Below are 13,001 nucleotides of genomic sequence, written 5' to 3'. Positions count from 1 at the left end.
GCTCACCGCAACTCCCGGTTTCGAGCAAAGCGAGACCGAGCATGTTCCGTTCGCGGCCCGGCTCGCGTTTGCGCGGCCGCCGCGTACGCGACGAAGGAGCAAGCGGCGGTCGCGCAAACGCGAGCCATAAAGGGGCCGCGAACACGCAGCGCCGCAGGCGCTGCAATTAAGCTGAGCACGTGCGTTTGTATCGGGACGAGGCGGTTGTGGTGCGCCAGCACAAGCTGGGTGAGGCGGACCGCATCGTCACGCTGCTCACGCGCCAGCACGGGCTGGTTCGCGCGGTCGCCAAGGGGGTGCGGCGCACCAAGTCGAGGTTCGGGGCCCGGTTGGAGCCGTTCTCCTACATCGACGTGCAGCTGCACCCCGGGCGCACGTTGGACACCGTCACCCAGGTGCACACGATGGAGGCGTTCGCCGCCGACATCATCGACGACTACGGGCGCTACACCACCGCGTGCGCGGTACTGGAGACCGCCGAGCGTCTGGCGGGGGAGGAGCGCGCGCCCGCGCCCCGGCTGCACGCGCTCACCGCGAGCGCCCTGCGCGCCATCGCGGCCAAACAGCGCCCGCACGAACTGATCCTGGACGCGTTCCTGTTGCGCGCCATGGGTTTCGCGGGCTGGGCGCCCGCACTGGACGAGTGCGCCAAGTGCGCGACACCGGGTCCGCATCGCGCTTTCCACGTCGCGGCCGGAGGCGCGGTGTGTGTGCATTGCCGTCCCCCTGGTGCGGCGACGCCCGCGCCGGGGGTGCTCGACCTGCTGGTCGCGTTGTTGCGGGGGGAGTGGGAGCAGGTCGAGGCGACGCCCGAGGCGGTGCGGCGACAGGCCAGCGGCCTGGTCGCGGCGCATTTGCAGTGGCATCTGGAACGTCAGTTGCGCACGCTGCCGTTGATCGAGCGGTCTACTCCACGAATTGAAGCTCTACCTGGGGCAGCTCGATCATGACCCGGGCGCACACGGCACGATGCCAGGTGGCCGGGTAGCGGGTGTCCGGCTCGTGCTTGCAGTAGTCGTCGTTGGTCCGGTAGGTGTGCAGGCGGGGCGAGATCTCCCCGGCGTCGATGGCGTCGACCATGGCCTCGACCACCTGGTCGGTCTCGTCCGCGATGGAGGCGAGTTCCCTGGCCACGATGTCGGGAATCTGGAAGGCCCCCTTCTCCCACCGTTCGACGGTGCGTTCCGCGACCGCGAAGAACCGTGCACACCATGGAACCGGAAGGCCGAGCAGTTCACGAGTGGCCCGGAAACCCGCCGCGGTCGCGGTGCCTGGTAAATCGGTCACGTTCGAGAAACCCCTCCCCAGTATCACGATAGGGAAAAGAATAAGTCACCGGCGCCGGTGGAACCGCGGAATTCGGCAGGAAGCAACGCGGCGGTAGGGGCGGCGGAAGCGATCAGGCAGGATGGAGGCCGTGATCCGCCGCCGAGATTCCGCCACCGCGACCGCGCCCGAGCACGCGGGCGCCGTCCGCCCGCCCGCGCCGCACCCGTCGGGAGCTCGGCCGCCGCAACTGCCGCCGGAACTGGTGCCCAACCACGTCGCGCTCGTGATGGACGGCAACGGGCGCTGGGCCCAGGAGCGCGGGCTGCCGCGCACCGCCGGGCACGAGCGCGGCGAGGCGGTGCTGATGGACACCGTCGAGGGCTGTATCGAGATCGGCGTCAAGTGGCTGTCGGCCTACGCGTTCTCCACCGAGAACTGGCGGCGCAGCCCCGAGGAGGTGCGCTTCCTCATGGGCTTCAACCGCGACGTGATCCGCAGGCGCCGGGACGAAATGCACGAGATGGGTGTGCGGGTGCGCTGGGCCGGTCGGCGCCCGCGCCTGTGGCGCAGCGTGATCAAGGAACTGGAGATCGCCGAGGAACTCACCAAGGACAACACGGTGATGACCCTGACCATGTGCGTCAACTACGGCGGCCGCGCCGAAATCGCCGACGCGGCAAGGGAGATCGCGCGCCGGGTGGCGGCGGGTGAGATCGATCCGGAGAAGGTCACCGAGGCGACGGTGGCGAAATACCTCGACGAGCCCGACATGCCGGATGTGGACCTGTTCCTGCGCCCGTCGGGCGAGTTCCGCAGCTCGAACTTCCTCCTCTGGCAGTCGGCCTACGCCGAATTCGTCTATCAGGACACGCTGTTCCCCGACTTCGATCGGCGCAACCTGTGGGAGGCATGCCTCCAGTACGCTTCCCGGGACCGCCGTTTCGGCGGCACCAAGTGAACGGCGGGTCGGACATGGACGCAGCGGTGACGCCGGATCGGGAACTCCAGGCGCGGGCCGGGGCCTGCCTGTCGAGTTACGGCATCGACGTGCGGGTCGACCCCGAAGGGTCGCTGGGATTCGAGTACGAGGGCGCGCTGTGCTCGCTGCGCGCGGTGACCCTGGCGCCCGGCTTGGACGTGCTGAGTCTCACCTGTGTGCTGGCCTGGGACCGCCCGCTGAAGGCGCAGCTGCACAAGCGCGTCGCCGAGCGCAACAACGCGCTGCAATTCGGTTCGCTCACCGTGATCGCCCGCGGCGGGCTCGCCGATGTCATCCTGCGCTACACCTTCCCCGCCGCAGGTTTGGACGACCAGGCCCTCACCACCATCCTGCTGCTCGTGCTGTCCAACGCGAGCCGAGCCAGGCAGGGTCTGCTGCCCTGAGAAGGGCACGACATCTGCAGTGCGGAGGGGTCGCGGGTGATCCGGCGCGACCACGCGGGGTACAGCCGTACGCGTAGCGGAACGCTTCGGCAGACCGCGACCGGCCGTCAGCCGGCGTTCGTGCCGGTGGTCTCGCCGTAGGGCAGCAGGGTGCGTACGCCGCGCGCCAGCGTCTGCGGGTCGAGGTCGTCGAGGATGAGGTGCTGGAGGATGAATCCCGGCAGCAGTCCGATGATCGCTTTGGCCACGGCGTCGAGGTCGGCGTCCGCGGGTAGCCAGCCCTTGTCGCGCATGCGCTCGGCGTAGGTCACCCAGAGCGCGCGCATGGAGATCATCGTCTCGCGCACCATCACCGCCGCCCCCGGATGCACCAGCGCCAGCGCCCAGGCTTGCGGCGCCAGTCGCACCGGCCCGTCGGGTCCGCTGCGCCGCACGACCTCCTCGGCGATCACGGTGATCAGCTCGGCGGGCGTGGGCAGCGGGTCACGGCCGATCGCGTCGGCCATGGCCACGCGCAGGGACACCGTCGTCTCCGTGGCGAGCGCCGTGATCAGCTCGTCCTTGCTTTTGAAGTACCGGTAGACCGCACCGGCCGAGAGCCCCGACTGCGCGAACACGTCCTGCATGGACGTCTCGTGGAACCCCCTGCGGGCGAAGCAGAGCCGCGCGGCGTCCAGAATCTGCTGCCTGCGGCGTTCCATGTGCTCTTCGCTGACTCGGGGCATAGGCCAAAAATAAAACGAATATCCGTTCTTGACAACTTTCCGGGTCGCATGCGACCGTAGGCTCAACTAAAAAGAACGAGCATTCGATTTTTAGGAGAAGGTCATGAACACCACGCAGCGGGCGTTCGCGCTGGGCATCGGCGCCGCTCTGCTCCAAGCGCTGATGCTGATCGCTTTCGCCTGGCCGGCCGCGAACATCGCGCCTCGTGACCTACCGCTGGCCGTCACCGGTCCGCAGGCCGCGATGGTCACCGGCAAGCTCGCCGAGTACAGCCCGGGCGCCTTCGAGATCACCACCCCCGCGGACGAGGCCGCCGCTCGCGCCGCGATCGAGGACCGGGAGGTCTACGGGGCGATCGTCACCGGCGACGGACCGCCGCGCGTGCTGGTCGCCTCCGGCGCCAGTCCCGCTGTCGCACAGCAACTCACCCAGATCGGGCAGCAGCTCTCCGCCGCACCCGCCGCCCGGGTCGAGGACGTGGTGGCCGCCGACTCGGACGATCCGCGTGGCACCGCGTTCGGTGCGATGGTGCTGCCGCTGGTGATGTCCGGCATCGCGGCAGGCGTGCTCCTGTCGCTGCTGATCCCGGGAATCGGAGGAAAGGTGATCGGGCTGGCCACCTTCGGTGTCGCGGGTGGACTGCTCGGGATGGCGATCATCCAGGGCTGGATGTCGGTGGTGCCCGGGTCGTATCCGGTGCTCGCGGCGGTCGCGGGGCTGGTGTCGTTCGCGGTCGCCGGCGCCGTCGTCGGCCTCGCCGCGGTGCTCGGACGTGCCGGAATCGGTATCGCCGCGCTCACCATGCTGCTGATCGGCAATCCGTTCTCGGCGGCCACGTCCGCGCCGGAGCTGTTGCCGCAGCCGTGGGGCGCCGTCGGGCAGTTGCTGCCGCCGGGCGCCGCCGCGTCGTTGCTGCGTTCGGTCGCGTTCTTCGACGGCGCCGCCGCGACCGGACCGCTGGCGGTGCTGCTGGTCTGGAGCGCGCTGGCGCTCGCACTGCTCGGAGTGGCCGCGCTGCGCGGTCGTCCGGCCCGGACGCCTGTGTCGGCTCGGGCCGCGGTCCCGGTCGGCTGAACCGAGCACAGGCGCGCAGCCGTGCTGTGCGTCGGGTTCACGCGGTCGTCGCGACACTCTCTGGCCGGGAGGTTGCGGCGACCGTGTCGTTTTCCGAGGACGTGGCCCGGTTCAGTGGCAGGACAGTACGGAATGTGAGATGTCCTCGGCCGACCCGGCCGGGCGGCCGAAGCGCCTGGGCCCCGGGGGGTGGAGAGTGTCCACCCCCCGGGTGGGTGGGCACCCGCAGGGGGTGGGCGCCTTGACCCAACTCGGACCGTAGCGGCTCGCCTGTCGGTCCCGAGGTGTTTTCACTGCGGCGTTGTGCGTGACACGTCGTTGTCCCCATCGCCTCTCTCGCACTGCGGCAATCCTTCAGCAAGTGAATGCGCTCGGCTCGGACGCTTGGTCTCGGCGCAGCTGCCCCACTGCACCTCGGGATTCTCGCGGGGCTCGGGGAAGGTTCGCCGAAAAAGGCGGCGGGCGACCGGATCAGCCCACCGTGAACGACAGTGTGGGCGCGCCGGCCGCGCCCTCTTCCTTCTGAGCGTTGTACGTCAGCGTGTAGGGGCCTGTGCCGGGGGAGGGCACCACGAAGACGACGTAGTTCTTCGGGTTGTCGATGGTCTCGTTGGCGTTGAGCAACTCGTTGATGGGGCCGCGGATGTCGGCGGCCACGGTCTGGCCGTCGGGGGTCCGGACGGTGAAGTAGTCGTAGTAGATGTTCGTCCCGCCCGCGGGGATGCCCGCTCCGCCGACGAGCGCGATGCGCAGCGCCAGATCGGATTTGCCGTTCTCGTTCTCGGTGTAGCTCGGGCTGATTCTGCCGCCGGTGATCCGGATGGTCGTCTGGTCCTGCACCAGCGTGCCGCTGATCGGCAATGTCCTCGGCTGGACGCTGTCCACCTTGCCCGCCGCGGCGAGCGGGATCTTGGTCTGGTTGTCCGCGGCCTTGCCGTAGACGATGGTCATCGTGTCGATGAGGTGCTCGGCGTCCTCGGCCGACCCGACGGACGTCGTCGCGGTGCCCCTGGCCGAGCCGTTGCCGGGCACCGCCGGGCTGTCGAAGATCGCCCCGCCGTCCACTTCCCTGCCGACCAGCAGCGACGGCGTGATGCTCAGGGTGTGGTCGTCGAGGGTGGTGTTCTGGTAGGTGATGTCGATGCGCACCTTCGCGCCGCCGTATTCGTCCGGCACGACGGTCGCCTTGTCCACGGTGATGTCGAATCCGTCGTACCAGCCGGTCTTGCCGACGGTGCGGACGGTCGACTGCCCGCTGTCGGTGCCCGGCCGGACCGCGACCGCGGAAGTGGGCGTCGGGGAGACGGCCACGGGCGTGCCGTCCTTGCCCTCGCACGCCGAGAGGAGCATCGCCGAGACCACGGCGAGCGCGGCCCCGGCGACGGTCACGGCCCGGCGGCGCACCGGGCGTATGGATGAGTCGATGGTCGTTGACACGCTGCCTCCCCAGCAGATGGCGGATCCTCCGTATCGGGCTCGGCTCGGCCCGGGCGTTCGAGGAACTCGCCGGTGAATCTCCGCTGGTGGAGGCCGCGTTAACCGGACACGCCGTTAACCGGGTGGATCAGCCGTCGCGTCGGCGCGCCGCCCCGCATGTCGTGCAGGTGCCGAACACCTCGAGGGTGTGGCTGATCTCGCTGAAGCCGTGCTCGCTCGCGATGGCCTCGGCCCATGCCTCCACCGTCGGGCCCTCCACCTCCACGGTGTGGCCGCAATGCCGGCACACCAGGTGGTGATGATGGCCGGTGGAGCACTGGCGGTAGACCGACTCGCCGGAGTCGGTGCGCAGCACGTCGACCATGCCCGCGTCGGCCAGCGACTGCAACGTCCGGTAGACCGTGGTCAGCCCGATGCCCTCGCCGCGCTTACGCAACTCGTCGTGCAGGTCCTGGGCGGAGCGGAACTCATCGATGTCACCGAGCAGTGCGGCGATGGCGCTGCGCTGCCTGGTGCTGCGGATACCGACCGGTTTCTGTGGAACGGTCGTGTTGTCTGGCACGAATCACCCTTCCTCGGCGTGCGCGACGGCGTCGACGACGATGTGCGCCAGATGGTCGTCGACGAGTTCGTAGAGCACCTCGCGACCCGAACGCTCACCGTGCACGACACCGGCGGCCTTGAGGATACGCAGATGCTGACTGACCAGTGGTTGCGTGACACCGAGCGCGTCGACCAATTCGTGCACGCACCGCGGTGACTCGCGCAACTGGAGCACGATAGCAATCCGAACCGGCGCTGCCAGCGCCCGCAACAACTCACCCGCGTCCTCCAGCACGGATCGTGCGGGCACCGGCGCCGGGCCGGGCGACCGATACGGGTTGTGCGGCGGTGCCGGGGCGGTCTCGGCGGTCATGTCACCAACTCCTTAATGGAAAGCATTACCAGTTTGCGTATGCACAGGTGCGCATGTCAAACGGGCGCGCCGAACCGTGCGGTTGAAACCGGCGCCGGGCCTGCCGATAGGCTGGGCACAATCGCAGCATCGACACAAAACTATCGTGTTCATGCAATGCAAAATTCCGACTCGCAGTGGATGGAGAATTCTCGCGTGGCACCCAAGTCGAAGGTGGACACCGTTGCCAACCTCGCCAAGCGCCGGGGTCTGGTGTACCCGTGCGGTGAGATCTACGGAGGCACCAAGTCGGCATGGGATTACGGGCCGCTGGGCGTCGAACTCAAGGAGAACATCAAGAAGCAGTGGTGGCGCGCCATGGTCACCGGCCGCGAGGACGTCGTCGGTCTCGACTCCTCGGTGATCCTGCCCCGCCAGGTGTGGGTCGCCTCCGGTCACGTGGGCGTGTTCAACGACCCGCTGGTCGAGTGCCTGAACTGCCATCACCGCTTCCGGCAGGACCACCTGCAGGAGGCGTACGCGCTCAAGAACAAGATCGATGATCCGGACACGGTCTCGATGGAGCTCATCGCGTGCCCGAACTGCGGCACCGTCGGCCGCTGGACCGAGCCGCGCGACTTCAACATGATGCTCAAGACCTACCTCGGCCCGATCGAGTCCGAGGAGGGCCTGCACTACCTGCGCCCGGAAACCGCCCAGGGCATCTTCGTGAACTTCGCCAACGTGATGACGACCGCGCGCAAGAAGCCGCCGTTCGGCATCGCGCAGATCGGCAAGAGCTTCCGCAACGAGATCACGCCGGGCAACTTCATCTTCCGCACTCGCGAGTTCGAGCAGATGGAGATGGAGTACTTCGTCAAGCCGGGCGAGGACGTGGAGTGGCACAAGTACTGGATCGAGACGCGGTTCTCCTGGTACACCGACCTCGGCATCGCCGCGGAGAACCTGCGGCTGTTCGAGCACCCGAAGGACAAGCTCTCGCACTACTCGGCGGGCACCACCGACATCGAGTACCGCTTCGGCTTCCAGGGCAACGAGTGGGGTGAGTTGGAGGGCATCGCCAACCGCACCGACTTCGACCTCAAGACGCACTCGGAGCACTCCGGAACCGAGCTGAGCTTCTTCGACCAGACGACCAACGAGCGCTACGTCCCGTACGTCATCGAGCCCGCGGCGGGCCTCACCCGCTCGCTGATGGCGTTCCTGGTCGACGCCTACGCCGAGGACGAGGCGCCCAACGCCAAGGGCGGCGTGGACACCCGCACGGTGCTGCGCCTGGATCGCCGCCTCGCCCCGGTGAAGGCGGCGGTGCTGCCGCTCTCGCGCAACGCCGACCTCACGCCGAAGGCGAAAGACCTGGCCGCGCAACTGCGCAAGAACTGGAACGTCGAGTTCGACGACGCGGGCGCGATCGGCCGCCGCTACCGCCGCCAGGACGAGATCGGCACGCCGTTCTGCATCACCGTCGACTTCGAGACGCTCGAGGACCAGGCGGTGACCATCCGCGAGCGCGACACGATGACCCAGGAGCGCATCGCGCTGGACAAGGTGGAGGGCTACCTGGCCCAGCACCTGATCGGCGCCTGAGTCCGCCGTTGCGCCCCGTGGTCGTGATCGGCTACGGGGCGTCGGCGTTCAGCGGCTCTTCTTGCGGGTGGTCATGCCGACCGTGGTGGGGATCAGCAGCGCGAGTCCCCACGGCACCGCCACCCAGAACGGCCAGAAGTAGCCCGCGCCGGTGGCCAGGTAGATCGCCACGCACAGCACGTTGACGAACACCCACGGCGTCCACATGATCGTGATCCACCGGGGTACGCCTGTCGCGCGCGCAGGCCGCGATTCCCGTTGTGCGGGAAGGTCGGACAGCAACGGCGTCAGTTCGCCGTAGGTCTTGGCGGCATACACCTGTTGCAGCCGTTCGTCGAATTCGGGCAGCGACAGCCTGCCCTCGTTCATCGCCTGACGCAATCGGTCGACGATCTTCTCCCGATCGGCGTCGGATGCCCGCACGTGGTCCTGACTCACGCTGTCAGCGTAGGTCACTCATCCGTGCGTGGATGGATCCAGCGGAACATCCCAGAACGCCAGTTCATGCCGCAACCCCTCGCGGAACAGCTCCTCCGCGCGGGCCGGGTCGACTCCGGATTCATCGATCATCTGCGCGCAGCGGCGGGTGAGGGCGGCGAAGCCCGGATCGGCGTAGGTGTCGACCCAGCGGCGGTAACGCGGTTCGGCGGGCGGGCGCTGTGCCAGTCGCGCGCCCAGCGTGGAGTACCCCCACATGCACGGATAGAGGGCGGCGAGCCCCGCACCGTAGGACGCGGCGGAGTCCAGGAGGAACGCGGTGTACGCCGCGCACGGCGCGCCTTTGGTGGCGCCGTCGAGATCCGCGTGGAATTCGGCGGCCAGCGAGCGGTGCAGCGACAGCTCCTCGTGGTAGGTGGCGTGTGCCAGGTCGACCAGGTCGCCCAGATGAGCCTGCGGAGCTTGCCAGGCCAAGCGGGCGAATACCCGCACGTAGTCGAGCAGGAAGAGGTAATCCTGCTCCAGCCAGGACCGGAAGACCGGTTCGGGCAGGGTGCCCTCGGCGATACCCACCACGGTGGGATGGTTGAGCTGTTCCTCCACCGAGGACAGGCCGAGGATCTCCAAACGCGCCGCGAGACTCATACCGGCAGTCTTCCGCATCCGTCCGCCCGGTCGGTTTGCACCCGTGGCGGTGGTGCCGCACCCTTGCGATGTGTTGTGGGATGAGGATTCTCTGGTTCGGATGCTGGCGCCGTCGGAGCAGCGGTTCGTGCGGCATGGCACCTACACGGGCCGGTCGGTGTCGGTGCGGGGCGCGCTCGATGTGACGGCGCTGCGGGAGGCATTCGCGACGCTGCGGCGCGGGTATCCGGTGATCGGCTGCCGAATCGTGGAAGACGCCGCAGGACAGGGCTATCTGCTCGCCGCGGACGAGGCGGCGTGGACCCCGGTCTCCGTGCGCGAGGGCGACGTGGCGGTGCTCGACGTTCCCGCGGTGGATCCGGCGGCGCAACTGGCCTATCTGGACGTCGTCGGCTCGGGCGCGGACGAATGGCGGATCACGCTGTTCGCGCACCACAGCGTCGCCGACGCAGGCCACTGCGTCGAGCTGTTGTCGCGACTCTGGGACTGCTATACCGGCATCACCGAACGGCAATCCATCGAGTTTGCGCCACAGGGGATTCCGCAATCATTGGAGTGGCATGTCGCGGCGCGCGGCATCACCAGGACCACGACATCCGGCTTCGAGGACGTGACCAAGCCGCTTCCGCCGCAGGCGCGGGAGCTGCCGCCCGACAGCGCGCCGCCGGCACCGAGCGCGCTCGCCCGTCCGGTACGTGTGCGGCTGAACCGGGAGGCCACCGCCCGGATCGTCGAGCTCGGACGCAGAGCAGGCGTGACGGTGAACGGCTTGCTCACCGCCGCTCTGCTACGCGCTCACGCACGGGAGACAGTCGGCGGCGCGGCACATTCGGGCTGTCTGTATCCCGTCGACCTGCGGACCCGGCTGGAGCCGCCGGTGGCCGCGTCGGCGGGCACCAACATGGCCGGTCTGGCTTCCTTCGCGGAGGAGGTGGATCCCGCGGCCAACCCGCTCGAACTGGCACAGCGCATTTCGGCCCGCCTGACGCGCGACCTGGCCGACGGCGTCGTGCAGCAGTCCGTGCTGCACTTCCCGGATTATTACGGCGCGACCAGGATTCACTCGCTGGCCGGGCACATCGCGGTGACCAACACCGGCGTCGTCCCGGTGTTCCGCATGCCCCCCGGCCTCGAGTTCACCGATTACGAGATCGTGTACGTCTCGGCGCATCCCCGCCCGTCCGCGGGCGCGTCGGCCGCGGTCACCTTCCTCGCCTACACCTTCGCGGGCGAGTTGGCCGTCGGCATGCTCGGCGGCGGCGCGCACGCCGAGGGCCTGCCCGAGGCGGTGCGGGCGGAGCTGACCGCCTTGGCGGCGGTCGGCGCCCGCTGATCCGGCGTGCCCGCCCGGTTCGGTGCGGCGGAGCATCGGCATGCCGCGCAATTCCGCGCCGCCTCCCGCTCGTCGAGGATCCTGCACCTGTTCCGAAGTGAACCCGATCCTCGTACGCGACGATGCGATCGAGCCGATCTGTCCCGCCTGCTGGAAGCGATAACCGCCTGCGGCGTCGACTGGTCAGGGTCGAGCAGCGATCAGAATCTCCCGCCGCGACCGATCCGCCGGGAGCCGGACGAACCACCGAACGAGCCTGGGCTCCAGCCGCCTCCGGAGTGCCGCGCGCCACCGGCCGCCCCGCGCAGCAAACCTTCGAGCAGGATGCCGCCGAGCACCGCCCCCGCCTGCGCGCCACCGGCGGGGGCCTGCTGCGCCTCCCATGCCCGCACACTGGCCTGAGCCGCCTGGAGGGCGCGCCCGGCCAGATCCGCCGCCGCCTGCGCGTGCCGCAGTGCCAGGGCCGGATCGCTCGCGCCCGTCCGCAGCGCCTCGTCGAGGTTGCGCTGAGCTTCGGAGAGGCGGGTGCGCGCTTCGGCATCGATGCCGCCGCGCCGAGTGGTCACGTAGTCGGCGGCCGCGCCGATCCTGGCCCGGGCGTCGCCGACTGCGCCGTCGAGCCTGCGCCGCAGATCCTCGACGGCGAGTTTGCGGTCGGTGGCGGCGGCGAGGGCGCGGTCGAGATCGGCGTCGGCGGTGACCGCGTCGTGGAAGGTGCTCAGCGGATCGGTGTCCGCCGTGGACGTCGCCTTTTCCAGCGCGGACCGCGCCGCGGTGCGGGCGTCCGCCAGCTCCGGCCCGCCGTAGGCGGAGAGCTCGGCGGCGGAGGTGAGGTCGCGGCGCAGCTCGTCCAGCACAGCCGGTAGGCCGTCGCGGGCCTGCTGGATGGCGCTCGAGGCGTTGTCGACCGCGTCGAGCAGCGCGCGGGCCTGCCCGATCGCGGCTTCGGCGGAACGAATGGCGGCCACCGCGCCGCCTTGCTCGCCGACCGGCTCGGTGAGCGCCGACCGGCCCGCGTCGATGTTCCGCTCCGCGAACGCGATGCGCTCCCGCGCCATCCGCACGTTGTCCGCGATCGGCGCGAGGACACCGGCCGGATGGGTGGCGGCGAGCCGGTTCAGCTCGGCTTCCGAGCCGGGTGTCCGGGCGGTGACGTCGACGATGTCCCGGGTCAGCGCGTCCAGCCGGCCCGCGGCACCGAGCAGCAGATCGCGCATGGCGTCGAATTCGGCTACCTGCGCGTCGAGTTCGTGGTCGGCGCGCCCCACCGTGCCGATCAGCTCGACCAGCAGCGAGCGCTGTTCTTCGGGGGTCTCCGGGATCGCGTCGTCGAGGCGCTGCCGGATCGCGAAGGCCTCGGCGGCAGCGGCTTTCGCGTTGTCGAGCGCGGTGCGGAAGGGCGTGGTGGCGGTGGCGCCGAACTCCTCGGTGGCGAGTTCGAGTTCCTCGCCGCTGGTGCGGAGCGCGTTGTCGATCTCCACCAGAGTCTCGCGGGAGCGGGCGTGCAGCGCTTCCAGCGGCAGCGCGGCCAGCGCCGTCGTGTTCTCCGGATCCAGTTGCCGGGCCGCCGCCAGCTCGGCCTCGGCTCGGTCACGACGCCGTTTGCGCGCGTACCAGACGAGGCCCGCCGCCATCACAACCGCCAGCGCAGCGATGACGAGCAAGGCGCGCACGCTCACCCCGCCGCCGCGCATGGCCGCGTCCAGCCCGTCGGCCGTCGCGATCCCCGCGTCGGCCCACCGCCCGTCGCGCAGGGCGGGCTCGACCTCGCCGATCAGCATGCTGTCGAGTTCGGAATCGCTGACGCCTCCGGGCAGTTCACCCTCCAGCCAGTACGCGCGGTCCTCGGTGGCGACCGCGAAAAGCAGGTCGCGTTCGCCGAACCCGGAGATCGAAGCGGTGCGCTGGGCCCACTGCTGCGGATCGAGTCCGTCGAAGCCGCGCACGTACACCACCCACAACCGGATCTGCTGGTCGGCGTAGAGCTGGTCGAGCGCACCACGCACCCGATCGAGCTGCCCTTGGTCCAGCGCGCCGGCGGAATCCTCCACGTAGGTGCTCATCCGCGGCGGCGGTTCCGCCGCGCTCTCCGGAACGCCGAGCAGGGCGATCGCGGCCAACAGGACGCTGGTCGCGAGCAAGCGAACGAGGCCGATCCGCGGCGGCAGTGACATGGCACGAATCTAGCTCGCT

Annotated in this window: 14 protein-coding genes; 6 read left to right on the top strand and 8 right to left on the bottom strand. The window is 69.5% G+C overall.

The annotated features are described in order from the left end of the window. Positions 1-179 precede the first annotated feature (179 nt). Positions 180-950, top strand: a complete 771-nt coding sequence (gene recO, locus ACGF7Y_RS18855; RefSeq protein ID WP_040865627.1) for a DNA repair protein RecO — start codon at positions 180-182, stop codon at positions 948-950. Here recO and ACGF7Y_RS18850 read toward each other — a convergent pair. Next, positions 907-1,287: a DUF1870 family protein gene (locus tag ACGF7Y_RS18850; protein WP_051174996.1), complete on the bottom strand. Its 381-nt coding sequence runs from the start codon at positions 1,285-1,287 to the stop codon at positions 907-909. The genes recO and ACGF7Y_RS18850 overlap by 44 nt on opposite strands. A gap of 121 nt (positions 1,288-1,408) precedes the next feature. Here ACGF7Y_RS18850 and ACGF7Y_RS18845 point away from each other — a divergent pair, with 121 nt between their 5' ends. Both ACGF7Y_RS18845 and ACGF7Y_RS18840 read left to right on the top strand, forming a co-directional pair. Continuing rightward, positions 1,409-2,227, top strand: a complete 819-nt coding sequence (locus tag ACGF7Y_RS18845; protein ID WP_393235395.1) for an isoprenyl transferase — start codon at positions 1,409-1,411, stop codon at positions 2,225-2,227. 14 nt (positions 2,228-2,241) lie between these two features. After that, on the top strand, positions 2,242-2,652 hold the full coding sequence (locus tag ACGF7Y_RS18840; RefSeq protein ID WP_393235393.1) for a YbjN domain-containing protein: 411 nt from the start codon (positions 2,242-2,244) through the stop codon (positions 2,650-2,652). 107 nt (positions 2,653-2,759) lie between these two features. Here ACGF7Y_RS18840 and ACGF7Y_RS18835 read toward each other — a convergent pair whose 3' ends face one another. After that, on the bottom strand, positions 2,760-3,377 hold the full coding sequence (locus ACGF7Y_RS18835) for a TetR/AcrR family transcriptional regulator (RefSeq protein WP_393235391.1): 618 nt from the start codon (positions 3,375-3,377) through the stop codon (positions 2,760-2,762). Between the two features lie 103 nt (positions 3,378-3,480). Between ACGF7Y_RS18835 and ACGF7Y_RS18830 the strand changes: the two genes are divergently transcribed. Further along, complete coding sequence (locus tag ACGF7Y_RS18830) at positions 3,481-4,452, top strand: hypothetical protein (protein WP_393235388.1); 972 nt, start codon at positions 3,481-3,483, stop codon at positions 4,450-4,452. Positions 4,453-4,923: 471 nt separating this feature from the next. On the opposite strand, the gene ACGF7Y_RS18825 is transcribed toward ACGF7Y_RS18830, so the two are convergent. From ACGF7Y_RS18825 to ACGF7Y_RS18815, 3 genes are all read right to left on the bottom strand, one after another. Further along, positions 4,924-5,889, bottom strand: a complete 966-nt coding sequence (locus tag ACGF7Y_RS18825; RefSeq protein ID WP_393235385.1) for a hypothetical protein — start codon at positions 5,887-5,889, stop codon at positions 4,924-4,926. 127 nt (positions 5,890-6,016) lie between these two features. Next, on the bottom strand, positions 6,017-6,451 hold the full coding sequence (locus ACGF7Y_RS18820) for a Fur family transcriptional regulator (protein WP_062969735.1): 435 nt from the start codon (positions 6,449-6,451) through the stop codon (positions 6,017-6,019). A gap of 3 nt (positions 6,452-6,454) precedes the next feature. Continuing rightward, positions 6,455-6,805, bottom strand: coding sequence for a helix-turn-helix transcriptional regulator (locus ACGF7Y_RS18815; protein WP_040865632.1), 351 nt, complete (start codon positions 6,803-6,805; stop codon positions 6,455-6,457). 195 nt (positions 6,806-7,000) lie between these two features. On the opposite strand from ACGF7Y_RS18815, the gene ACGF7Y_RS18810 reads away from it, so the two are divergent. Then, entirely contained in the window at positions 7,001-8,392 is a 1,392-nt protein-coding gene (locus tag ACGF7Y_RS18810; RefSeq protein ID WP_357037444.1) for a glycine--tRNA ligase, read from the top strand. A 48-nt stretch (positions 8,393-8,440) separates the two neighbouring features. Here the strand turns inward: ACGF7Y_RS18810 and ACGF7Y_RS18805 are convergent, their stop codons facing one another. Then, positions 8,441-8,830, bottom strand: coding sequence for a DUF1707 domain-containing protein (locus ACGF7Y_RS18805; RefSeq protein ID WP_393235380.1), 390 nt, complete (start codon positions 8,828-8,830; stop codon positions 8,441-8,443). 18 nt (positions 8,831-8,848) lie between these two features. Further along, positions 8,849-9,475, bottom strand: coding sequence for a TenA family protein (locus tag ACGF7Y_RS18800; protein WP_393235378.1), 627 nt, complete (start codon positions 9,473-9,475; stop codon positions 8,849-8,851). A 100-nt stretch (positions 9,476-9,575) separates the two neighbouring features. Between ACGF7Y_RS18800 and ACGF7Y_RS18795 the strand changes: the two genes are divergently transcribed. After that, positions 9,576-10,808 carry an acyltransferase gene (locus tag ACGF7Y_RS18795; RefSeq protein WP_393235376.1) on the top strand — a complete coding sequence of 411 codons (1,233 nt, stop codon included), beginning with the start codon at positions 9,576-9,578 and terminating at the stop codon, positions 10,806-10,808. A gap of 200 nt (positions 10,809-11,008) precedes the next feature. Here ACGF7Y_RS18795 and ACGF7Y_RS18790 read toward each other — a convergent pair whose 3' ends face one another. Continuing rightward, positions 11,009-12,982, bottom strand: coding sequence for a TPM domain-containing protein (locus ACGF7Y_RS18790; protein ID WP_393235373.1), 1,974 nt, complete (start codon positions 12,980-12,982; stop codon positions 11,009-11,011). Positions 12,983-13,001: the final 19 nt, after the last annotated feature.

Origin of the sequence: Nocardia sp. NPDC047654 (genome assembly GCF_043205035.1) — a bacterium.
Classification (GTDB): domain Bacteria; phylum Actinomycetota; class Actinomycetes; order Mycobacteriales; family Mycobacteriaceae; genus Nocardia.
Note: the sequence above shows the minus strand (reverse complement) of the source record. Positions and strands in the feature narration are given on the sequence as shown.